Annotated in this window: 19 protein-coding genes; 15 read left to right on the top strand and 4 right to left on the bottom strand. The window is 62.8% G+C overall.

The annotated features are described in order from the left end of the window. Window positions 1–7: 7 nt before the first annotated feature. From HRU71_03085 to HRU71_03055, 7 genes are all read left to right on the top strand, one after another. The gene (locus tag HRU71_03085) at window positions 8–1,258 is read left to right on the top strand and encodes a LysM peptidoglycan-binding domain-containing protein (GenBank protein QOJ02529.1); all 1,251 of its coding nucleotides are present in this window, start codon (window positions 8–10) and stop codon (window positions 1,256–1,258) included. 52 nt (window positions 1,259–1,310) lie between these two features. Beyond that, entirely contained in the window at window positions 1,311–1,601 is a 291-nt protein-coding gene (locus HRU71_03080) for a hypothetical protein (protein ID QOJ02528.1), read from the top strand. Window positions 1,602–1,669: 68 nt separating this feature from the next. Then, entirely contained in the window at window positions 1,670–3,424 is a 1,755-nt protein-coding gene (locus HRU71_03075; GenBank protein QOJ02527.1) for a penicillin-binding protein 2, read from the top strand. Between the two features lie 177 nt (window positions 3,425–3,601). Then, window positions 3,602–5,104, top strand: coding sequence for a UDP-N-acetylmuramoyl-L-alanyl-D-glutamate--2,6-diaminopimelate ligase (locus HRU71_03070; protein QOJ02526.1), 1,503 nt, complete (start codon window positions 3,602–3,604; stop codon window positions 5,102–5,104). Continuing rightward, the gene (locus HRU71_03065) at window positions 5,092–6,492 is read left to right on the top strand and encodes a UDP-N-acetylmuramoyl-tripeptide--D-alanyl-D-alanine ligase (protein ID QOJ02525.1); all 1,401 of its coding nucleotides are present in this window, start codon (window positions 5,092–5,094) and stop codon (window positions 6,490–6,492) included. The genes HRU71_03070 and HRU71_03065 overlap by 13 nt, the downstream gene beginning before the upstream one ends. 96 nt (window positions 6,493–6,588) lie before the next feature. Further along, on the top strand, window positions 6,589–7,719 hold the full coding sequence (locus HRU71_03060; protein QOJ02524.1) for a phospho-N-acetylmuramoyl-pentapeptide-transferase: 1,131 nt from the start codon (window positions 6,589–6,591) through the stop codon (window positions 7,717–7,719). A gap of 90 nt (window positions 7,720–7,809) precedes the next feature. After that, window positions 7,810–9,024, top strand: coding sequence for a cell division protein FtsW (locus HRU71_03055; protein ID QOJ02523.1), 1,215 nt, complete (start codon window positions 7,810–7,812; stop codon window positions 9,022–9,024). Window positions 9,025–9,218: 194 nt separating this feature from the next. Here the strand turns inward: HRU71_03055 and HRU71_03050 are convergent, their stop codons facing one another. Together HRU71_03050 and HRU71_03045 are read right to left on the bottom strand one after the other, a co-directional pair. Continuing rightward, on the bottom strand, window positions 9,219–10,190 hold the full coding sequence (locus HRU71_03050) for a transposase (protein ID QOJ02522.1): 972 nt from the start codon (window positions 10,188–10,190) through the stop codon (window positions 9,219–9,221). Next, entirely contained in the window at window positions 10,181–10,486 is a 306-nt protein-coding gene (locus tag HRU71_03045) for a helix-turn-helix domain-containing protein (GenBank protein QOJ02521.1), read from the bottom strand. Before HRU71_03045 ends, HRU71_03050 begins: the two co-directional genes overlap by 10 nt. A 427-nt stretch (window positions 10,487–10,913) precedes the next feature. Between HRU71_03045 and HRU71_03040 the strand changes: the two genes are divergently transcribed. Both HRU71_03040 and HRU71_03035 read left to right on the top strand, forming a co-directional pair. Then, on the top strand, window positions 10,914–12,035 hold the full coding sequence (locus HRU71_03040; protein QOJ02520.1) for a UDP-N-acetylglucosamine--N-acetylmuramyl-(pentapeptide) pyrophosphoryl-undecaprenol N-acetylglucosamine transferase: 1,122 nt from the start codon (window positions 10,914–10,916) through the stop codon (window positions 12,033–12,035). Window positions 12,036–12,090: 55 nt separating this feature from the next. Beyond that, window positions 12,091–13,626, top strand: coding sequence for an NCS1 family nucleobase:cation symporter-1 (locus HRU71_03035; protein ID QOJ02519.1), 1,536 nt, complete (start codon window positions 12,091–12,093; stop codon window positions 13,624–13,626). Here HRU71_03035 and HRU71_03030 read toward each other — a convergent pair. Further along, window positions 13,616–14,566 (bottom strand): polysaccharide deacetylase family protein, encoded by a 951-nt coding sequence (locus tag HRU71_03030; protein QOJ02518.1) that lies wholly within the window; start codon window positions 14,564–14,566, stop codon window positions 13,616–13,618. The genes HRU71_03035 and HRU71_03030 overlap by 11 nt on opposite strands. Before the next feature lie 221 nt (window positions 14,567–14,787). Between HRU71_03030 and HRU71_03025 the strand changes: the two genes are divergently transcribed. Then, window positions 14,788–15,351, top strand: coding sequence for a hydrolase (locus tag HRU71_03025; protein ID QOJ02517.1), 564 nt, complete (start codon window positions 14,788–14,790; stop codon window positions 15,349–15,351). Window positions 15,352–15,387: 36 nt separating this feature from the next. Beyond that, window positions 15,388–15,657: a hypothetical protein gene (locus tag HRU71_03020; GenBank protein ID QOJ02516.1), complete on the top strand. Its 270-nt coding sequence runs from the start codon at window positions 15,388–15,390 to the stop codon at window positions 15,655–15,657. Between the two features lie 88 nt (window positions 15,658–15,745). Here the strand turns inward: HRU71_03020 and lexA are convergent, their stop codons facing one another. Continuing rightward, a complete protein-coding gene (gene lexA, locus HRU71_03015) occupies window positions 15,746–16,423 on the bottom strand; it encodes a transcriptional repressor LexA (protein QOJ02515.1) in 678 nt (225 codons plus the stop codon). A 764-nt stretch (window positions 16,424–17,187) separates the two neighbouring features. On the opposite strand from lexA, the gene HRU71_03010 reads away from it, so the two are divergent. The 4 genes from HRU71_03010 to HRU71_02995 all read left to right on the top strand — a co-directional run bounded on the left by HRU71_03010 (window position 17,188) and on the right by HRU71_02995 (window position 20,990). Further along, window positions 17,188–18,234, top strand: coding sequence for a hypothetical protein (locus HRU71_03010; GenBank protein QOJ02514.1), 1,047 nt, complete (start codon window positions 17,188–17,190; stop codon window positions 18,232–18,234). Between the two features lie 6 nt (window positions 18,235–18,240). After that, window positions 18,241–18,807, top strand: coding sequence for a hypothetical protein (locus HRU71_03005; protein QOJ02513.1), 567 nt, complete (start codon window positions 18,241–18,243; stop codon window positions 18,805–18,807). A 612-nt stretch (window positions 18,808–19,419) separates the two neighbouring features. Beyond that, window positions 19,420–20,082: a PEP-CTERM sorting domain-containing protein gene (locus HRU71_03000; GenBank protein ID QOJ02512.1), complete on the top strand. Its 663-nt coding sequence runs from the start codon at window positions 19,420–19,422 to the stop codon at window positions 20,080–20,082. Window positions 20,083–20,453: 371 nt separating this feature from the next. Beyond that, entirely contained in the window at window positions 20,454–20,990 is a 537-nt protein-coding gene (locus HRU71_02995; protein QOJ04904.1) for a ParB N-terminal domain-containing protein, read from the top strand. The last annotated feature ends 1,220 nt before the right edge of the window (window positions 20,991–22,210 follow it).

Genomic DNA, 22,210 nt, shown 5'->3' with positions numbered 1-22,210 from the left:
GCGCTCCATGACCAAAGAGACCAAGATCGGCCTGTTGGTCGGTTTGGCGTTCATCGTTTTGTTCGCCATCATCTTATCCGAGCGCGGCACGGCGCATCGCGACAGCAAGGCGCCAGCGTTCGCATTCATGGATCAATCCAAGAAGTCCTCGAACGTCACGTCGGACCATCCGCTGGGCGACATGGGTCGGGTTCCGGTGGAGTCGCAGTTGCCGCCGATCGTGCGCCCGAGCACGACGCGCGTTCCAGTGATGTCGCCGATTCAGGAAGAGCGGGTTGTGCAGGCGACGCCGCGCGACGACGAACCGCTGGAGGCGCTTCCGGCGGAACTCGTCAACAGTCTCAATCTGCCGCGCGTGGTCGATCCAATGGTGCAGGAGACGCTCGTCGATACGGCGACGCGGATCGCGCGGAACGACGGGGCGGCGACGCCGCCGGTCGCCTCGCCCGCGATCGCGGCGGGGAACTCCGCTGCTTCGCCGACCGCGGGTTCGTCCTCGACGACGGCGTCCAGGGATGAACTGGATCGCATCGCGAAACAAGTCGGCATCCGAGTTCGCACGCATCACGAAGTTCAACCGGGCGAGAGTCTTGGCAAGATCGCGGCGAAGTATTACGGCCGCTCCACCCCGGCGCGGGTCGATGCGATTTTTGAGGCGAATCGGGACGTTTTGAAGGACCGGGCAAGCGTCAAAGCGAAGACATCCTTAAAAATTCCTGATTTGGGCGAGGGGTTTGAACCGGCGCCGGAGTTTGTGTTGACCAAAGACGCCGCGCCGGTCAAATCCGGCGGAACGGAACCAGCGCAATCCCCGCGCACCACCGTGGCCGGCGCAGCGCCCTCGACGCCGCGCGCCGCGCCGGCTTCGCCGGACTCGGTGCTTCGCATTCCTGTCCCGATCCGTGAGCGCGGTCAGATTGAGTCGATTCAGTTGGCGTCGTCGCGGCCGCCAGTTGAATCGGCGGATCGCCGGAAAGAAGATCGTGCAACCGATGCGAAGACGAGCGGTGAGCGCACGTCCAAGCCGATGGCGTATCGCTGGTACGAGGTGCAGAAGAACGACACGCTAAGCCGCATTGCGCGGCGTGAGCTGGGTGCGGAGCGATACGTTAAGACGTTGATGGATATCAACCAGGATCTGCTGAAGAACCGCCATTCGCTGAAGGTGGGCATGAAGATTCGCGTGCCGGCGAAGGTGGCGGGTTCGACGGAGCTGAACGTCCAATCGGCCCGGGGTCACGGCGACGACGAGCCGTAGTCGAGGGCTTCGGAGCCGCGTGACCAAGCTGATCGCGCGGGGTGCATGAGCGATGACAACCGGCCGGTCGTTGTTGATTCTGCTGATGATGGTCTCCACGGGGATCGCGATCGTGGTGATCCGCGGCGAGACCGCCAAGGCGTCGAATCGCGTTCAGCGGCTGCATCAGAAGCAGACGGAGCTGGAACATGTGCTCTGGTCCCAGGAGATGGACCTGGCGCGGCTTCGAGGGCCGGAGGAGATCCGCCGTCGGACGAAGGACCTCGGTTTGAATTTGCTGCCGCCGCGGACCGATGCCGCGGCGAAGGATGCCAATCGGGGACTGCCCGCGCCGCGCGATTAGATCGCGTCCCGCACGACGATGGATCGGACGTGGTGTCGCCGGATCAGACCCGGTAAGGAACGGATGCCTTGCGGTCGAAATCCAACAATCCGGTTTCGCAGATTCTGCTGGGTGGCGTGCTGGTCTTATTCGTCGTGCTGGGCGGGCGACTTGTCTACATCAACGCCTATCAAGGCCCGGCGCTTCTGGCTCGGGCCGAGCGCCAGCAACAATCCATCATTCCGCTGAAGCACCGCCGAGGGCTGGTCGTTGATTGTCGCGGTCGCATGATCGCCGGCACCATGTTGCGAAAGAGCGTCTTCGCGGATCCGAAAGTGATCGAGGACAAAGACGCGGCGGCGCGGACGGTGGCGGAGATTCTCGGCGTTTCGCCCGAGGAGATCGCGCCGGATCTGAACGCGGGGGAAGGTAATCGCTTCATGGTGATCCGCCGCGGGGTGGACGACGAGCAGGCGCAGATGATCCGCGATGCAAACATCTACGGGATTGGTCTGTTCGACGAGCCGTATCGCGTGTACCCCATGAATCAATTGGCCGCGGCGCTGGTGGGGTTCGTCTCGCCGGACGGCGTCGGGGTAAGCGGTCTGGAGTACCAGTGCGAATCGTGGCTGCGCGGGGAGGATGGTTTGAAGACAATTGTAAGAGATGCGCGGCGCAAGGCGTTCTGGCTGGCCGATGGCGGCTACCGCCCGGCTCGTGACGGGTTCCACGTCGTGCTGACGATCGACGCGGAGATTCAGGCGACGACCGAGCGCGAGCTGGCCAGGTGCATTGAGCAGTACAAGGCCGAAAGCGCCGTCGGCATCGTCATGCATGCGCAGTCGGGAGCGATACTCGCGATGGCGACGTCGCCGGGGTTCGACCCGAATCATTACCTGGACTACGGACCGGTGCGCTATCGCAATCGCGCGATCACCGACCCTTACGAGCCGGGCAGCACGTTCAAGCCGTTCGTCGCGGCGGCCGCGATGGAGGAGAAAATCGTTCGGCTGGGTGAAGTGTTCGATTGTGAGAACGGCACCTGGCAGGACGGCGCGCGCGTGCTGCACGATCACCACCCCTACGGCGCGTTGTCGTTCGAAGAGGTGCTGATCAAGTCGAGCAACATCGGCATGGCCAAGATCGGCAAGCGGCTGGGCAATGACCGGCTGTATCGTTACATGCGCGCGTACGGTTTCGGCAGCAAATCGGGCATTGATCTGGTCGGCGAAGACCCGGGCATCCTTCAGCCGTTCAATCGGTGGAACAGTTTTACGACAACAAGCATTCCGATGGGGCAGGAGATCGGGACGACGCCGCTGCAACTGGCGCGGGCGTTCTGCGTGTTTGCCAACGGCGGCATGCTGGTTCAGCCGCATGTGATTCGCGCGGTGCTGGCGCCGGATGGGCGTGTGCTGAATGACTTTTCAAACCCGCCGCCGGAGCGTCGCGTGTTGAGCGAATCCGTGGCGAAGACGATGCGGGAGAAAATCCTCTGCCAGGTTGTGGAGATCGGCACGGGGACGAAGTCGAAACTGGCGCAGTATTCGGTGTTCGGCAAGACCGGCACGGCGCAGATCGCGCGGCGCGGCGGCGGGGGTTACGAGCCGGATGCGTACGTCAGCTCCTTCATCGCCGGCGCGCCGACGAAGGACCCGCAACTGGTGGTGATGGTCGCGGTGACGCGGCCAAAGAAGTCGATCGCATATTACGGCGGCACGGTCGCCGCGCCGGTTGTGCGGGAGATTCTGGCGCATGCCCTGGCGTATCTTCAGATCGCACCGGATCGTCCCGACGGACGGACGGTAGCGTCTGCCGAGACGGACGGCGTCGGCGGGGACTGAATTTCGAGCGACGGGTCGGCGCGTCCGTGAACTGCCGCCGGGGGGATTCTCGTCCAACCAGTGGCCGCATCAGCGGTTAGGCGAACCGGTTGCGGTGAGTTGTGCGGCGCGTGGGCACGGTACAATGTTCATCCGCACGAAGCACGAGCCTGGGCGGCGATTTTGAAGGGGCGCTGGATGAACCTCGCGACGCTGATCACGGAAGAACTCGGAGCCGGCGCCTGCCCGGATGGTCTCGGATCGGTTGGGATCACGGGCGTTTGTAGTGACAGCCGTTCGGCACAACCCGGTCATGTGTTCGTGGCGTTGTCCGGTTCCAGGTCAGACGGCGCGGCCTACGCGACCGACGCGGTGAAACGCGGCGCCGTTGCGGTGGTCGCGGATCGCGATTCCGACGTGGGGCCTTTGTCGGTACCGGTCATTCGCGTGCCGGACGCGCGTTTGGCCGTGGCGCGGTTGGCGCGGGGATTCTACGGACTGGGGCGTCTTCAGGGTCAGGGGCGGTTTCCGGTGGTGGGGGTAACGGGCACGAACGGCAAGAGCACGTTTGCGTTCATGGTGCGCGCGCTCTTGCAGCGTGCGGGGCGGCGCCCGGCGATGCTTGGGACGATTGAGTACGATCTCGTCGGGCGCAAACTGGACGCGGCGCTGACCACCCCGGACGCCGTCACGCTGACGCAACATCTCGTGGAGGCGGCGCGGCACGGGGCCGACAGCGCGGTGATGGAGGTCTCGAGCCACGCGCTGGATCAGCGGCGGACGGACGGCATTCGGTTCTCGACAGCAGTCTTTACCAACCTCACGCAGGATCACCTGGATTATCACGGCACGCTGGAGAACTATCGCGACGCCAAGCGGCGTTTATTTGAGCTGCTGGACCGCGACGCGACGGCGGTGCTGAACGCGCACGATCCGAACTGCGATCACATGGCGGCGGCGTGCAAGGGGCGCGTGCTACGCTTCGGGCTGGACAGCCGCGCCGACGTGCGGGGCGGGGTCTTGCAGGCGGACATCAGCGGTGGCACGTTTGTGCTGGAGTACGAAGAGCGGCAGGTGACGGTGCGCACGCCGATGGTCGGCCGGCACAACATTCTCAACGCGCTGGCGGCCGCGGCCGCGGGGCTTTCGCTCGGCCTCGAGTTGGACGTCATCGCTGACGGCATCGCGCGGTTGAGCAATGTGCCGGGGCGTCTGGAGCGCGTGGACACGGGCGAGTTGGGGTTTGAGATTTTTGTGGATTATGCCCACACCGACGACGCGTTGCGAAACGTGCTAAGCGCGGTTCGACCGCTGACGCGCGGGCGATTGTGGTGCGTTTTTGGTTGTGGCGGCGACCGCGACCCGTACAAACGGCCGCTCATGGCGCGTGCGGTCACGCAGGGCGCGGATCGTTATGTGATAACAAGCGACAATCCACGGACGGAAGACCCGTTGAAGATACTCCATGATATCGAGCGCGGCGTCGCGAACACCGATCGCGAGCGCGGGACGACGATTGCCGACCGGCGCGATGCCATTCATCATGCGGTGAATCGACTGGAGCCGGGCGACGCGTTGATCATCGCCGGCAAGGGGCACGAGAATTACCAGATCCTCGGCACGCAGAAGATTCACTTCGACGACGTGGAAGTGGCGCGCGAGGCGGTGGCACGGAGGCGTATGGCGGCATGCGCGCATTGACGATCCCGGAAATCTGCACGGCCATGGCGGGGCGACTGCTCGGCGACTTGACCGTGCCGGCGGTTCATCGGATCGTGACCGATTCACGGCACGACGTGATCGGCGGGTTGTTCTTCGCCCTGCGCGGCGAGAACCACGACGGTCACGCGTTTGTGAACAATGTCCTGGCGCGCGGCGCGGCTTGTGCGGTGGTGAGCGACTTATCGGCCGTGGCGGACCAGTTTCATCGCGGCGGTCGCGTCATTCAGGTTCCGGATGTGACGGCGGCGCTGGGGAAGCTTGCCGCATGGTATCGTCGCCAATTCGCCGCGCAGGTCATCGCGGTCGTCGGCAGCAATGGAAAAACCACGACGAAAGATCTGATCGCAACGGTGCTGGGCAGCAAGCTCCGCGGCAAGGCGGCGCAGGGAAGTTTCAACAATCAGATCGGCGTTCCGCTGACGCTGCTCTCGGTCGAACCGGCGGATCAATACGTCGTCGTGGAAATCGGCACGAACCATCCGGGCGAGGTCACCGCGCTGGGGCGCATGGCGCAGCCCGACCTCGCCGTCGTGACGAGCATCGGCGAGGAACATCTCGAGTTTTTCGGAACGCTGGACGCCGTGGCGAGCGAGGAATTCTCAATCGTCGCGAACCTGGGCGGCCGGGCGTTCTTGGCCATGAGCGAACAGTCCGCGGCGTTCGCGCCGAGCAAATTGCCGGAGCGCTGTACGCACGTGGTATACGGCTTCGCCGAATCGGCCGATCTTCGCGCGACGGAGCTATCGGCGGATCGCGCAGGAATGCGTTTTCGCGTCAATGGGAAGTTTGGCTATCGCCTGCCGCTGATCGGTCGACACAACGTGGTGAACGCGTTGGCGGCCGTGGCGATCGGTTTGCGTTTGAAAATGACGCACGCGGAGATCGCGGCGGCGCTGGAAACCGTTCGGCCCGCGAAGATGCGGCTGGAGCCGATGCAAGTGGGTGAGTTGACCATCATCAACGATGCTTACAACGCCAACCCGACGAGCATGAAGGCGGCGTTTGAAGCGGTGGATGAATGGCCTGCGGCTGGGCGGCGGGTGTTTGTGTTGGGCGACATGCGAGAACTGGGGGATGAATCGGAGCGCTGTCACGCGTCGGTGGGTCTGGAGGCGGGGCGTTCGAGCGCCAAGGTGATCATTGCGGTCGGTGGCTTTGCGCGGGCGGTGGTGGATGGAGCAACGAAGTCCGCCGGAACCAGCAAACGGATCTATGCCTTTCCGACGGTTGAAGCGTTGTCAGGCCGGCTGCGCGAACTGCTGGAGCCGGGTGATATTGTGCTGCTGAAGGGGTCGCGTGGCATGCGGATGGAGCGGCTGCTGGAGGGGCTGGACAAGCGTTCTGCGGCCAAGACGGGGGTGGCGTAGCGTCACGAGCGATGGCGAGGGCAATTGGCGCGAAAGGCGGCAGTCGGCAGGCGGTTTCTGCCGATATAGACGGATTCAATTGAGAGACCTTCGCGCGTGATTTACCATCTTCTCAATTACTTTTTCCCTGGCAACTATGGGTATCAGAATTCGCTTTTCCGGGGTATTTGCGCGGTTCTCGTGGGGTTCTTCATCGTCTGGCTGGTCGGGCCGTGGGTGATTCGGCAACTGGTTCGGTTGAAGGTCGGAGACATCCCCGATTTTGACCACACGGGGCTGAACGAACTGACCAAGGACAAGCAGAACGTGCCGACGATGGGGGGCGTGCTGATCGTGGGAGCCGTCGGATTGAGCACGGCGCTGCTTGCTAATTTGACAGTATTCTACATACACATGGCGTTCATCTGCCTGGTCTGGCTGACGGCGCTGGGGTTCATCGACGACTGGATCAAGCTGCGTGACAAGGCCCGGGGCGGCTCGCGCGACGGGTTGAAGTTTTACCAGAAGATTCTCTTTCAGGTGGGCCTCGGCGTGATGCTGGGGTACTTCATCTATGATCGCGGTCGCGCGACGTTTGCCGAATTTGAAGTCGAGCACTATCGGATTCTCACGCTGCCCTTCTTCAAGGGCGAATATGAATACGGATTTCTTCTTCCGTCGTGGGCGTTTCTCGCGATGACGGTGCTGGTCGTCGCGGGAACGTCCAACGCCGTCAACTTGACGGACGGCATGGATGGTCTCGCCAGCGGCTGCGTCGCACTGTGCTGCTGCGTGTTCATGCTGCTATCGTGGGCGGTCGGGGACGAACGCGTGGCGGAGTATCTGCTGTTTCCGTTTATTCCGCAGGCGGGCGAGTTGGCCGTGCTGTGCGGCGCGATGATGGGAGCGTGCCTGGGGTTCCTCTGGTACAACTGCCACCCGGCGCAGGTGTTCATGGGCGACACCGGTTCGCTGCCGCTGGGCGGGCTGATCGGTTTTGTGGCGATCGTGATTCGTCAGGAAGTGATGCTGTTCATTGTCGGCGGTGTGTTTGTGATCGAGGCGCTGTCGGTCATGCTTCAAGTGGGATACTTCAAGCTGTCCGGCGGCAAACGCATCTTCCGCGTCGCCCCGATTCACCATCATTTTCAACTCGGCGGATGGAAGGAAACGCAGGTCGTCACGCGATTCTGGCTCCTGGCGGCTTTGTTCGCGGCCTTCGCACTGGCCACGACCAAGTTGCGGTGACATGACAGACCGGCGGCGGTAGGATAGCGTCGTCAGTGTGATTGCATATCGGGGCGATTGTAAATCGTGCCCCGCGGCAGGGATGCCCACATGCTCAATCTCGACAGCAAGCCCACGTCGTGCAGCGCGACGATCACGATCGTTGGCGCGGCGCTCCTTTCCCTCGGCATGGTCATGGTCTTTTCGGCGTCGGCGAGCCTCACCGCGCCGCCGATCTTGCAGGACCCGCTCAAGAACTCCGCGGTTCGCCAGGCGGCCTTCAGCGGAATCGGCATGGTCACGCTGCTTCTGGTCAGTCTGTGCCCCTACGAAGCGTGGCGGATTCGCCGCGGAACGTGGTGGCAACCATCGGTGTTTCTGTTGGTTGCCGTGATTGGGCTTCTCGTGGCGGTGTTGATTCCCGGCATCGGTGAGGAGCGCAACGGCGCGCGGCGGTGGCTGTCGCTCGGGCCATCCACGCTTGGGCTGGGGTTCCAGCCTTCGGAAGTCGCCAAGGTGGGCATCATCATTTTCCTGTCGGGTGTCTGCGCCAGCATGGGTGATCGCGTTCGCAAGTTCTGGACTGGTTTGCTGCCGCTGCTCTTTATCGTCGCCATCGTCGGCGCGCTCATCGGCAAGGAAGACCTCGGCACGGCGGCGCTCGTCGTCGCGGTCGGCGGGTGCATCCTCCTCGCGGCCGGGGCACGATGGTGGCACCTCGGGCTGCTGGCGATTCCGATTGTCGCCGGGCTGGTTTACCTTCTCACGGCCGAGCAGTATCGCATGGATCGTCTGCTGGCGTTTCGCAATCCCGAACTGGACGCGCAGGGCAAGAGCTATCAGCCGATGCAGTCGCTGATCACGATCGCGTCGGGCGGCTGGTGGGGGCTGGGCCTGGGAGGCGGCGTTCAGAAATACGGCTACCTGCCCGAAGGTCGAAGCGATTTCATCTTCTCGGTGATTTGCGAAGAACTGGGCATCATCGGCGGGCTGGCGGTCATCGGCCTGTTCGCCGTGCTCATCTGGCAGGGGCGCAAGGCTGTGTCCATCGCCCCGACGCCCTTCGGCCGGCTGATCGCGTTCGGCGTGACGATTCTGATCGGCCTCCAGGCGGCGATGAATGTCGCGGTCGTGACGGTGTCGATGCCGACCAAGGGGATTGGCCTGCCGCTCGTGTCGGCAGGGGGCAGCGGCGTGTTGTTTTACAGCTTCTTGCTTGGACTCATGGCGAACACGGCGAGGTATCGCAACCCTTCCCTTAAGTCCAGTTTCGACATGCGGTTGAAATCAGATGCGGGTTTTCCAGAAGTGGCATCCGCAGTGTAAATCAAATCGGCGCACTCAAAAGTCTAGATTTAGTATTTTCGTGTCATGTAAATTTCCAATTCGGGGATTCTGCCTATTGACGTGCCCCCCCTTGTTAGATTACGCAAATTGCGGTGGATGTATAATAGGTGTTGTCTTGTCTCACAGTTCAACTGGAATCTGCGGACGGTTTTTTGTGAGAGTCATTCAGACCGCTACGCCGCGGTCTGGGTCCATTGATCCAGCTTCTCCTTGGCGGCGCGGGCCCAGCCCTGCCAGCGTGGCAGGTGGGGCCTGACTTGGCCGGTGTACACCTCTTCCGGCGTCACCGGGTCGCCGCCCGGCTCGGGGATCAACGCCCAGTGCGGCCGGAGACGGTTGTAACGCTCGCGGAACTCGGCCAGGCACGATCGGGCGTGGGCCGGGTTGTCATACAGCCGCCAGTACACTTCCTCCTCCTTCAGGGTGCGGTGGAACCGCTCCAACAATCCCAGTTGCGTCGGTGTGCGATAGCGGATCCGCACCTGCCGGTAATCGTGCTTCGTGAACGCCACGAACCGCCGGGCGATGAAGCTCGAGCCATTGTCGGTCACCAGGAAGGGCGGCCTCTTCAGCGGTCCGCACAACCGCTCGGCCTCGGCCCGGGCGATGGCCAGCGCCTCGGTCGCGGACATCGCGCTGTAACTTGAGGTCAGATGCGCCGCCAGCAGATAGCGACTGTAGTAGTCGATCACGGTCACGGCATACCACCAGCCGAAGCCGGGAAGGTGCACGTAAGTCACGTCCATCTGCCACAACTCGTTCGGCCCGGCCGGCAGCAGCTCGAACAGCTTGGCCGCCTGGTACAGCTCCGCCGCACGCGCCTTGCGCTTCTGCAGCAGGCCGTGTGCTTTCATCAGCCGGTAACACTGTCGATTCGTGATAGTCAGGCCGGTGCGACGGCACATGACGGCGATCCGCTTGTAGCCGTACCAAGGGTTGGTCGTGGCCATGGTCACGACACCGCTTTCGATCGACGCCGGGATAGATCGGGCCGGCGGACCGGGACGCTTTCGCTCGGCCGCCGGCCGGTGATACCAGCTGGATGCTTGAATGCTCAACCATTGCAGCACGCTCGTCCGGCGTGACCGGGAGTGCTCCTGGAGTCCCTGATCCACCAGGTCGCGGGTCTCTTGCTTCAGGGGCACTGGCCCGAAAGCTTTTTTAAAATGCGGTTGGCGATGGTGATCTCGCCGATCACCTGGTCACGCTGTTCCAATTGCTTCTTCAACTCCGCCACCTCGCGCCGCGCCGGATCGGCCGGACCGCTGCCGCTGGTCAGGCCGGCCTTGCCGGCTTCCAGGAACAGGTCGCGGTAGCGATAGAGCGTTGGCTCGGCGATGCCGTAGCGCCGCGCGATCTTGGCGGCCGGCTCCTCGCGTCGCAGCAGCGACAGCACGGCCTCGGTTCGCTGCTCCACCGTCAGATTCGATTGTCTTCCCATCGTGTTCGTCCTGTCCCGTCCTGCCTCACGTCCGACCCAGCATTTTCCACCCCCCGGCCGCCCCTCACCCAAACGGGCGGTTGGGGGGTGGAAAATCCTCCAAAGTCTATCACAACCAGATTCCAAGGAACTGCGAACGATACACTGACAACATCATGGATCCAGCACTTGAATTTGAAAAACTTCCACCTGGCCGCCACCAAATCAATGATCCGTCCAACCCGAAACGTCAGCGAATCGTAGTCGTACCAGAAATTAGAAATCGAGAGACAAAACCAAGGGACTGATCGCGCAACCCGGAAAGACTCGGCGACTTGCACTTGAGTACCAGTGTAGCCAGCACGAGCCTAATCGCACCTGGTTTTTGGATTCCCTATAGGGCTCACGAGGGTGTAGCTAACACCGCTCTGTACCGTAAACTACGGGCATGAGCACGTCACAGCCCTGGTTTGTCATCGCCGGCGGGGGAACCGGTGGGCATCTCTACCCCGGGCTGGCCGTTGCGCAGGCCATCAAGACGCTTCAACCCAACTTCGACGTGACGATCTTCGGCACGACGCGCGAGATTGATCACAAGCTGGCCAAGTCGCGCGGTTATGAACTGGTCAAGCAAGTCGTGCGGCCGTGGCCGAGCAATCCGCTGAAATGGCCGGGGTTCCTGCTGGCATGGCGCAAGTCGGTTCGCGCGGCGCGGGCGCGGTTTGAAGAACGAATGCCGTCGATGGTGCTGGGGCTGGGGGGTTATGCCGCCGGACCGGCGGTCGTAGCGGCGGCGAAGCTCGGCGTGCCGACGGCGATTTTCAATCCTGACGCAGTGCCGGGCCGTGCGAATCAGAAGTTGTCGGGCCTGGTGGACAAGGTGTTTGTGCAATGGGAGGACAGCAAGGATCGCTTTCCCAAGGCGCGCGAGGTGGTGGTGACGGGCTGCCCGATCCGGCCGGGGTTTGGGAAGATATCTCGGCAGGCGGGATGCCGCGCGCTCAAGCTGGATTCGGAGCGGCCGGCGATCTTGATCACGGGGGCGTCGCAGGGGGCGCACTCGGTGAACATGGCGGCGCTGGAGTTGATGGAGCTTTGGACCGTCGCGAACAACTGGCAGGTGATTCACCTGACGGGCAGCGCCGATCTGGAAGCGTGCAAGCAGGCGTACAAGCAGGCTGGCGTCGATGCGCGGGTGCTGGTGTTCACCGAGCACATGCCGGAGTGCATGGCCGCGTGCGACCTGGTCATCTCGCGTGCGGGGGCGTCAACGCTGGCCGAAATCACGGCGATGGGTCTGCCCAGCGTGCTCATGCCTTATCCGTTCGATCGCCACAAGCATCAGACGGCCAACGCCCGGGTGCTGGTGGATGCGAAGGCCGCGGAAATGATCGATGACACGAACGACCCGAAAGACAACGCAAAGCGCCTGCTCCCGGTGCTCCGCGATTTGATGAAGTCCGAGCATCGTCGCAAGCGCATGGCGCAGGCGGCGCGGGCGCTGGCGCGCGAGGACGCGGCCGAGTCGATGGCGATGTACTTGTTCGAGATGGCTGGCCGCGAAGCGTGACATTTGGCCGGCGAGCTTTTCGCCGTTTGGGAACAAGCCGCAAGTTGGAGACGCCATGCGAGAAAGCATCAGCGATGCGGAAGTTCGCGTGACGACCGGCGGGCTGGTCGAATATGCCGACCAGAGCAGCCTGTTGCGTTCGCCGTATTACTCGGCCGACTTGGCGCCGACGACGGTCGCGCAGCGCAAATGGGGCACGAAGGACATCGCGGCGCTGTGGATCTCCATGGCGGCGTGTGTGCCGACGTACATGCTGGCGTCGAGCCTGATCGCGGAGGGGATGAACTGGTGGCAGGCGGTCGGGACGATTTTCCTCGCGAATGTGATCGTGTTGATCCCGATGATTCTCAACGCGCACGCGGGGACGAAGTACGGCATTCCGTTCCCGGTGTATTGCCGCCCGTCGTTCGGCATTCTCGGTGCGAACGTGCCGGCGCTGCTGCGAGCGCTGGTGGCGTGCGGCTGGTTCGGGATTCAGACGTGGATCGGCGGCTGGGCGATTTATCAGATTCTCGCGGTGCGGTTCACGAGTTGGAGCGATCTGGCCAGGCTGCCCGGGATTGACATAAACGCGGCACAACTCGCGTGCTTTCTATTTTTCTGGCTGATCAACATGTGGGTGATCTACCGGGGGATCGAGTCGATCCGCATCCTGCTGAACATCAAGGCGCCGTTGCTGATCGTGCTGGGGTTGATTCTGCTCGCGTGGGCCTATCGACAGGCGGGCGGGTTCGGACCGATGCTGTCGGAACCGTCGGCCTTTGCGCCGGGGCAGCCAAAGGAAGGCGCGTTTTGGACGTTCTTCTTTCCGGCGCTGACCGCCAACGTCGGCTTCTGGGCGACGCTTTCGCTGAATATTCCCGATTTCTCGCGTTACGCTTACTCGCAGCGGGACCAGGTTGTGGGCCAGGCGATCGGCCTGCCGCCGACCATGGCGCTGTATTCGTTCATTGGCGTGGCGGTTACGTCCGCGACGCTCGTGATTTACAACCTGCCGCACGATCAGGCGATCTGGGACCCGGTCGTCCTGATGACGAAGTTCAGGAATCCCGTCGTGCTGGTGATTGCCATGTTCGCGCTCTGCCTCGCGACGCTGGCGACGAACATCGCCGCGAACGTCGTCAGCCCGGCCAATGATTTCGCGCACCTGTTGCCGCGGCGCATCTCGTTCCGTACCGGCGGGCTGATTACGGGCATCATTGGAATCGTGATGCAGCCGTGGAAGCTGGTGGCCGATCCGACGGGGTACATTTTCAAGTGGCTGGTTGCGTACTCGGCGCTGTTGGGCGCGGTGGGGGGCGTGCTGATCGCGGATTATTATCTCATTCGCCGCGCGAAGCTCGATGTGAAGGGGCTGTATGACCGCGCCGGCCCCTATTGGTATGCCGGCGGATTCAATCCGGTCGCACTGCTCGCGCTCGTCGCTGGAATCGCCCCGTGTATTCCGGGATTTGTTGGGACGGTCACCACGTTGAAGGTCGCGCCGATCTGGATGGACCTGTACCACTATGCGTGGTTCATCAGCTTCGGCATATCGTTCGCGGTGTATGGCCTGATTATGATTCTTACGCGTGACTCCGTTAGAGCTTAACGGTGATCGACTCGCTGCGACGTCGATGGCGCTGTAACTCAAATGCTCCAATTCCGATGTGCGCGAGCAGCGGGACGAGCGTCTCCGGCCAGCCGCCGGCCTGCCATATTATGTAAGCAGTCTTCTCGGCCCATTCCTCCGCAAACATCGGAGCCAAGGCCCTGCGGCATTTGCCGATCATGCGCCGCTGCACGATCGCACTCGGCGAAAGGCGCGACACGAGTTGCTCGGGTGCAAAATACCCAGGAACGTTGAGCCGCGGTAAACCAATCAAATCGTCTCCCGCGTGAATCGTCCCGGCGTCGGACGTGAAGACCGCCTGGTAGCCCGCGCGCCGGGCATGTTCCAGCACGCGAGCATCATACCAATTGCCGGGGATCGCCAGCGACGTGATTGCGCGACCGGTCAAGGCGGCCAGGGCGGCCCGCGACGCACACAATTCAGCATCCAGTTCGGCGTCATCGAGTTGATTGAGCGGCCGATGTGTGCGACCGTGCGAGCCGAGGTCGAAGAGGTTTGGATCCAGATCGCGGATTTGTGCATCGCTCATGCGCGGTTGCGCGGCGAGTCCATTGCGGAAGACTTCCGCGAGCGGGTCGGTTGTGATGAAGAGGGTCGCGCGCCATCCGCGGCGTCGCAGGATCGGCTGCAACAGCGTGGCGATGGATTCGCACCCGTCGTCAAAGGTGATGAGCAATCGCTTCTCGGGCGAGGCGACGTCGGGGACAATGACGGGCCGCACCGCGAAGCCGAGCACGTCATGAAGTGATGCGATCTGCCAGCCGTCGCGCCGGAGCGCATCGATTTGTGTTTCGAATTGTTGCGGCGTGATGGAGTACAGCCGCTCATCGCGCGGGAGGGACGCGAACTCGGATTCGTCGACGAGCCGGTGGTAAAGAAGGCAGGCCGCGCGAGGGACATCGGCCGCGCGCGACTCCATCCAGACGCGCGCCACCCACGGTACGGCTAGTGCGGCGCACGCGATGCCCGAAATGGCGAAGAGCCAATACCGGCGCCGAGTCAGTCGGGGTGAGTCTGGCAGGTCTCGATCTCCTTGAAATCCGACCATCGGCGCCGCAACGATTGCCGGTATCTTCTCATGACAGGCGGGTCGCGGGCAAGCGGCGGGACGCTACAATCGCGGACCGGAGGGATGCGACGATGCCCCATGCCAACCTGCTGGAAGCCGATCTGGCCGTGCTCGTTGTGATCGATGTGCAGGAGAAAATGCTCTCGGCGATTTCGTCGAGTCCGCCGGACGCGCTGATCGCCCGCATGGCGGTGCTGGTGAAGACGGCGCGGCTGCTGGACGTGCCCGTGATCTTCACCGAGCAGTACCCGCGCGGCCTGGGGTCGACCGACGCAGGCCTGGCCGAGACGCTGGCGGGTGCGACCGGACCGCTGGAGAAGTCGACGTGCAGTTGCTGGCGGGACGAGGGCTTTCGCGCGGCATTGCAGGCCACCGAGCGGGAGCACGTGATTCTGTGTGGGGTTGAGACGCACGTCTGTATTCAACAAACGGCGCTGGATCTTCTGCGCGTGGATTACGTGCCGTTCGTTCCGACGGACGCCGTCGGCTCGCGGCGACTGGTGGACTATCAGATGGCGCTGGATCGGATGCGCAGCGCAGGGGTCGTCGTCTCTACCGTGGAATCGCTCATGTTCGAATTGATCGAGCGGTGCGACCATCCGCGGTTCAAAGAGTTCCTGAAGCTTGTCAAGTAAGCATCGCAGGAAACCCGACGCACCGGCAATTCGATCATGACTCACCGCGACCTTGACGACGAAGACGACGACCGCGACGAGCCGCAATCGGCGGACATGGACGACGACGACACGGTCGATGATCTCGACGTAGCGGCGTGCCCGGCCTGCGGCGGGGCGATGGTTGCCGACGCCGTGAAATGCCCGCACTGCGGCCGGTGGGTGACGCCGGTTTATTCGAGTGAGCGCAGCCTGCGGCGGTACGTCTGGCCGGCGATCGTGCTGGCCGTTGCGGCGGCGCTGTCCTATGTTTGGGTATTGAGGTGAGTCGCGGGATTCAGCAGCCCGGCGCAGCGACACAGCTTCGATTGCGCGCGCAATCGGCTCCTTGTCCTTGGCAGCGCGCCGTGCATCGTTACGTTTTGCGAATCACGCCGATGACCACGCCGCGGATGTCCACGTCGGTGACGAAAATCGGCTCGTACTTTTCGTTGGCAGGTTGAAGGCGGATGCGCCCTTTTTCACGATAGAAACGCTTGAGCGTGGCCTCGCCATCGGACGTCACAGCGACGACGATCTCGCCGTTGTAGGGCGTGGTTCGCCGCTCGACGACCACGTAGTCCCCGTCGGCGATTTGATCGTCGATCATGCTGTCGCCACGAACCTGGAGTGCGTAGACCTCGTGGTCGGACGAGAACATCTGCTCGAGATCGATAACCTCGGGGTCTTCAATCGCCTCGATCGGAGAACCGGCGGCGATGCGGCCCAGCAATTTTAGACAACTCGGCCGCTCATCCGGCAGTTGCAGATGGTCCGCCAATTCCAAAGAGCGAGCCTTGTGGCGCTCCCGTCGAAGCAGGCCGCGCTCTTCGAGGACGGTGAGGTGTTCGAAGACGGTGACTTTTGAGATTCCGAACTTGGCGGCGATCTCGTCGTAGGTCGGGGAATAACCATTCCTGTGGGTGAAGTCCCGGACGAAGGTCAGGATTTCGGCCTGCCGAGGGGTCGCGGGGCGGGTTGGCTTGGAGCGACCGCGACGCGCTGCGCCGCCGGTCGATCTTGCCGAGGGTTTCTTTTTTGTCCGTGAGGGCATTTACTTTCTCCGTACGTCGTGGCCACGGCGTACCGTTGAGTCCTTCTGGGCCGAGCAGTACCGGCGGCAGGATAGCCGCCTCGGCAATCGGCAACTCTTCCGCTGCCGCGTCATCCGCGCCGGCCGCAGCGTCGAGATCGGCCAGTAACCGCAGCGCCGCAACCGAGCGAGCTGGATGCGGACCGGGTCGAGTCAACGGCCGCTCCTGCTCAATGGCCGCTTCGCCAGATTGCTCCGATCCAGCCGACGCCGACACCACGCGCAACCGCGGGCTATACGTACGGCGGAAATCACCGCCCGGCCCAAAACAGCACGCCGGCGTATCGACCGCGACCGCGTCACGTGCGTTCCCAGCGGCTGCCTCCGCCGAAAACAGGTTGAACAGCCGATCCACCAGCTCTGCCGTTCGGCGACGTAGCCAGCGCTGGCCTTCCGATTCTTTGCGACCGACGAATGTATGAGTGACCATATCCTAACTTCGGCCGAACGTCAACCCTAACGCGAGCCGAATTGAAAGTTTTTTTCTCACGCGGTTCCGGTCGCACTCTGTGGCCGGAACCAAATCAATTTTTGCCTCAAAATTGGGAGGGCGTTCGGCATGGCGGATGGTAGAATCGGATCGTTCTGATCCTGCGGCACTTACGCTCGAAGCCGAGCCGGAGGCCTAATCCGTGCAGACTGAAACCACCCGGACGCCACACCGGCGAGTGCGCCGGCGAACAAAGCTCCTGGCCTTCGCGTTGGCCTGTTTGTTCGCGGCCGGCTTGGCGGAGCTAACCGCCCGACTCGCCGGATTCGGTCCGCTCCGCCTCCAGCCGGACTGGCTCGCTCGATTACGGACGATTCAGCAGCCTGTTTCCGACGGCGGCCCGCTCATTTATGAATTGAAGCCGTCATCCAGCGTCACATTTACTTATCGCGGGCCTCCCGCCGAGTATCGCATCAATTCCGAAGGAATGCGAAGTGATCGAATTCATGCGCGGCCCAAACCAGCGGGCGTCCGCCGCATTCTGTGCCTCGGCGACTCGGTCTTGTTTGGTTTGGGTGTGCCCATTGAGGATGTTTTCTCGTCGAAGCTGGAGACGATGCTGCCTGGATGCGAGGTGATGAACACCGGCGTGGGGGGGTACAACACTTACAGCGAGCGCATCTGGCTTGAGACGCGCGGCGCGACGTATCAACCCGATGACGTCATTGTCTGCTACTGCCCGAACGACGTGGACGAGCCGCTGGAGCAGTTCGCGATCCAAGTCGATCAGAAGCTGCCGGAGTTCCCGCCCGATTCGATCCCCAATCCGGCCTACCACGCTGACGTGCTCAAGCGTCATTTCGGACCCAGTGCCCACAGCGCGGAACCGGGCGGCCTGTCGGGCCTGATGCTCAAGTTTCAAAAGCGCTCGGCGCTGGTCAATTTGTGCCTGGAGCCGTTCGCGTACGGCCGCCGGTCGCGGTCGCACGAGCGGTGCCTGATCGCCGTGGCGGATAAGACGTCGCCGGAACACGCGTGGCTGGGTCGGCAACTGGCGGGTCTCGCGCAATGCGCGATACGGCTGGGCGCGAAAATCTATTTTGTCTATATTCCGGTGCGGTATGAAATGGATCCCTCCGATCGCCAGCACAGTGAAATGGGCCGCACGGCGATGGCGCTGGCTCGCGCGTCGGGACTGCAAATCATCGACGTGAACGCTGCATTAATGGCAGTGGGTGATTCGCACCTGGACGTGACGCATCTTTCGCCGCGCGGGCATGAGGCCGTCGCCCGGTGCATTGCCGAGGCGCTGCGCGGCGCCCCGCGGCCAAGCAGGGACTGAATTAACATGCCTGACACATCGCCGCCCGATGAATCGGACCTCGAGGACGCTCGCCCGCTCGAGGCGCAGGTGCCCCCGGCCGTCGTCGGGACGCCCAGCGACGTGCGCGCGGCGCCGGAATCGGTGCAATGGTGGCGGCCGAGCTGGCGCGATGGGCTGCATTTCGTCGGCTGGCGGTGGGTGCTGGCCGTGCCGATGGCGGTGATGCTGCTGGTGATCGCAGGGGCGTTTTTCTATCCGCCGATGGCCAGCCTGCTGTTGGTGCTGGGGGCGAAGGGGTTGCTGTTCGCCGGGGCGATTCTGCTGTCGCTGGGGGGCTTCGTCGTCCGCAAGGCGATCAAGGCTCGCAAGGAGCCGTTCTGCATTCACTGCGGCTATAACCTGACGGGGTTGCAAGACAATCGTCGATGCCCGGAGTGTGGCGAGCATTACACCTGGCGCGTGATCGACGAATACCGCCGCGATCCGCACTGGTTCATCGAGCGATGGAAGCTCCAGCGCAAACTGCCGCAGGCCGACGAGCCTTTCAAAGCCGGCGCGATCCGCCGCAAACCGCGCGATGGAACGGGGTGAGGCCGTCGGAGCAGCGAACTGGGAATGAACGGAGATGGGTTCGATGGATGCCGCGCAGGTGTCCTGGTATCACGACGCGCCGGGGATGCGGCCGTTGCCGCGATTGATCACGTGATAACAAACACCGCCGACCGAGGTGCGAGCAGTTCGAGGCATGAAGGCACTCTGGCGGAATAGCCAGCCCCCATCAATAATTCGGAATGTCCCCTTTAATTTCCCGGAATGTCCCCTTTAATTTCCTTTTAATTTCCCGTCAATAATTCGGAATGCTCCCTTTAATTTCCGGAAAATTGTCTTGACTTCGCACACGGCCCTAGGTTATATTTTCGCTTCATCAGAACCCGTTGCGTCTGACAGCGGGCCTTTGCCCCCCCCGCTTGGCGCGGGGGTTCTGATACGCGGTCTTCAACTCTGCGGAGGAGAAAGAAGGTCTTGCGATGTTCCGCATTGGGTAGTACCACGCCCACTTCAGGATCGGCCGCCGGTCGGTTGTGCCGGCACCGGTGTGTTTCGGGTAGGCGACCCGGCAGGCGGTGGCGCTGCCGGGGCCGTTTGAGAGAGGAGGATCGCCACCAATTCGCAGGGAGAAATGTCACAATGAAAATGAGGCAAGTGAAGTTGTGGTCCGTGATCGCATGCTCGATCTTCGCTGTTCTTTCCGTCGCGTCGGCGCGGGCCACTCCGCTGTCCGACTGGAGTTTCGAGAACGGCATCGATCCGCTTCCCAGTCTGGGTGCCGTAGTCGGGCCGCCGTTCAGCTCCGGGTTCTGGGGCGCGGAAAGGGGCGGCGAAGTCACGGCCGAGCGGGGTGTGACGCCGTTTCATTTACAGCACATGCTGTACATGGAGGACGAGGGTGGGGTCGTCACGCAGGCGTTTCAGGCGGTCGACGTGAGCAGCTTCGCGACCCTGATCGATTCGGGCGGCGCCGTGGCAGATTTGTCGGCGTGGGTGAACACCTACCTGTCTGGCCAGATCTTTTGGCCCGCACTGTTTTACTTTGACGGCCCCAATGGTTGGGGAAGCCCCATCAACTCGACGAATTGGCTCTACGACGTGGACCCCAACGCGGAAACTTGGCAACTGATCAGCGCGACTGATCCGATCCCTGTGGGGACGCGCTGGATTGTCGTGCAGGTCGGTTATAGAAACGCAGAGCTTCCCGATAACGAACGGGCTTACGTGGACGCCGTGGAATTCAATATCATACCCGAGCCAGCGACGCTTACCTTGCTGGCCGCCGGGTTGATGGCGGGATTGCGGCGTCGGCGCTAGTCTCCACACGCACGATCGCAAACGATGCCTGCGGGTGGCGCGGCTGCGCCGCGCCGCCCGCACGCGACTCTCTCCTCATGCACCTTATGAGTCAGGCACGCCCCACCCGTGCATCTGCAATGGGTCATTCGTGCGCGCCCATTTCCCGTTCCGGTGATACCCCCGCCGCCGGAGATTAAAGGGGACATTCTGAATTATTGATGGGTCAAGTCACCTCCGCAAAAGTAACTTCTTGCCACGAACTGCTCGCGTCGCGGTCGGTGGCCCGAGTTGGACACCGCTCCGCATCGCGGCTGGACCTGACTCCAGCCTTCGCCCCCGGCCGCCCCAGGGAGATAGAAAAGTAGAATGTCCCCTTTAATTCTCCCCGCATCAATGACGCGGCGGTCGACGCCGTCGCCGAGTCGATTCGGCGCTTCGGGTTCAGGCAGCCCATCGTGGTCGACGCCGCCGGCGTCATCGTCTGCGGGCACACGCGCTGGCGGGCGGCGCAGAAGCTCGGGTTGACCGAGGTTCCAGTCCACGTCGCCACGGACCTGACGCCGGATCAGGTCCGCGCGTACCGCATCGCCGACAACAAGACCGCCGAACTGGCGGAGTGGAACCTGGAGCTGCTGCCGATCGAGCTGGCCGAGCTGAAGGACGCCGGCATCACCTGGTCGCTGCTCGGATTCGACGCCGACGAGCTGGCCATGCTGCTCTACCCCGGCGTGAAGCCGGGGCTGACCGACCCCGACGACGTACCCGAGCCGCCGGATGCGGCGGTCACCCAGCCCGGCGACCTGTGGCTGCTCGGCGATCGCGGCGACGACGAGGGATCGCGGCGATTCCCGCGATCGCCATCATCAAGGCAGATCCCGGCTCGGGGATGGGCCGCGTCATCAGGAATCCCTGCTGCGTCTGTGTGAACGTACTTAGGTCGAAGAACTCTCCGTACCCCGCCACGTAGAGCGTGTTCCCGTCTGTCCATACATCGCGTGCGAAGGACCTGACGTGGATTCCAAATGAGCTCGGGAAATTGACGCTCAGGTCTTCCCAGCTCGCCGCAGTCCCGTTCCAAATGCCCGCGACCGCTCCACTACCGAAGTTCGTATAGCCAACCTGATATCCAGAGTGAACGGCGAACGCGCTGGACTCCAAGCCGCCGGCGGGCATCAAATTCACGTACGAGGCCGCGGAACCGGTCCACAACGCCGCGCTAAAACCGTTGATCAACGGTCCGTAGTCACCCACCTGCTGCCCGCCCTGCATGCCCCAGACTTCGGAGATCCAGCTTGGGTCGATGCCTGGGTCGAGATTGACGAACGAGCTCGGGGACGCACTGGTCCACAGGCTGGCTCGCCCAGGTCCGCCGAACTCAGCAAAGCCTGCGAACTGCCCGTTGTCCATGGTGAACAAGGCCGAACGGGTTGCACCGCTCGGGTGCAGGCTGGTCCAGGACGCCGCCGACCCGCTCCACACGCTTGCCTGGAACACGCCACCGACGTTGGCCCGTCCAACCTGAATACCGTTCTCGACATCCGAGGCGAAAGAAGTGGTCGCCCCGGCCGGATTCAGATCGACAAACGACGCGGCAGTGCCGCTCCACAGCGCTGCGTGCGCGACAATTCCAGTAGCGGAGAAGTCGCCAACCTGCTGGATGCCGTCGGTCTTGTGGGCGAAGGAGTGGGTCGCACCAGCGGGGTGGAGGTCAGTCCAAGTGGCGGTGGACCCGTTCCATGTGCTGGCTCTCCAGTTGCTGCCGATGCGAACGTACCCACTCTGCTGCCCGACGCCTGGGGACACACCCCGAACCTGAGATTGAGTGGCATTAGGTGCGGTCAGATGTGTGAAGGTCCATATCCCGGCGTGCGCCGGCACGCTTGTACTCGCGAATGCAAGCCCGACAGCCCACAAACGGATCATCGCCGACCCGCTTTGACCATTGCCCATTGTTTTGGACATCTCATCGCTCCTTGTTCCAAGTTTGGCAAAACGGCACGGGTGCGAACTCAATCCTGCCACAAAGCAAAGAATGAAGACGCCGTTTCACCGAAGCACCCCTCCGCAAGTCGGAATCCCTACCTACAGGACAGCTGCCAGCATAACAAAATTCCGAGATGAATGTCAAGCAATTTTTCTGGAACTA

The sequence above is a fragment of the Planctomycetia bacterium genome (assembly GCA_015200345.1).
Taxonomy (GTDB): domain Bacteria; phylum Planctomycetota; class Phycisphaerae; order UBA1845; family UTPLA1; genus PLA3.
The sequence above is the reverse complement of the archived record's forward strand: the minus strand, read 5'-3'. Positions and strand labels throughout refer to the sequence as shown.

Excerpts from the sequence above, each read along its gene's own strand:
- HRU71_03085 (QOJ02529.1), top strand. The coding sequence starts at position 8 with ATGACCAAAGAGACCAAGATCGGCCTGTTGGTCGGTTTGGCGTTCATC.
- HRU71_03080 (QOJ02528.1), top strand. The coding sequence starts at position 1,311 with ATGACAACCGGCCGGTCGTTGTTGATTCTGCTGATGATGGTCTCCACG.
- HRU71_03070 (QOJ02526.1), top strand. The coding sequence starts at position 3,602 with ATGAACCTCGCGACGCTGATCACGGAAGAACTCGGAGCCGGCGCCTGC.
- HRU71_03065 (QOJ02525.1), top strand. The coding sequence starts at position 5,092 with ATGCGCGCATTGACGATCCCGGAAATCTGCACGGCCATGGCGGGGCGA.
- HRU71_03055 (QOJ02523.1), top strand. The coding sequence starts at position 7,810 with ATGCTCAATCTCGACAGCAAGCCCACGTCGTGCAGCGCGACGATCACG.
- HRU71_03045 (QOJ02521.1), bottom strand. The coding sequence starts at position 10,486 with ATGGGAAGACAATCGAATCTGACGGTGGAGCAGCGAACCGAGGCCGTG.
- HRU71_03040 (QOJ02520.1), top strand. The coding sequence starts at position 10,914 with ATGAGCACGTCACAGCCCTGGTTTGTCATCGCCGGCGGGGGAACCGGT.
- HRU71_03035 (QOJ02519.1), top strand. The coding sequence starts at position 12,091 with ATGCGAGAAAGCATCAGCGATGCGGAAGTTCGCGTGACGACCGGCGGG.
- HRU71_03030 (QOJ02518.1), bottom strand. The coding sequence starts at position 14,566 with ATGGAGTCGCGCGCGGCCGATGTCCCTCGCGCGGCCTGCCTTCTTTAC.
- HRU71_03025 (QOJ02517.1), top strand. The coding sequence starts at position 14,788 with ATGCCCCATGCCAACCTGCTGGAAGCCGATCTGGCCGTGCTCGTTGTG.
- HRU71_03020 (QOJ02516.1), top strand. The coding sequence starts at position 15,388 with ATGACTCACCGCGACCTTGACGACGAAGACGACGACCGCGACGAGCCG.
- lexA (QOJ02515.1), bottom strand. The coding sequence starts at position 16,423 with ATGCCCTCACGGACAAAAAAGAAACCCTCGGCAAGATCGACCGGCGGC.
- HRU71_03005 (QOJ02513.1), top strand. The coding sequence starts at position 18,241 with ATGCCTGACACATCGCCGCCCGATGAATCGGACCTCGAGGACGCTCGC.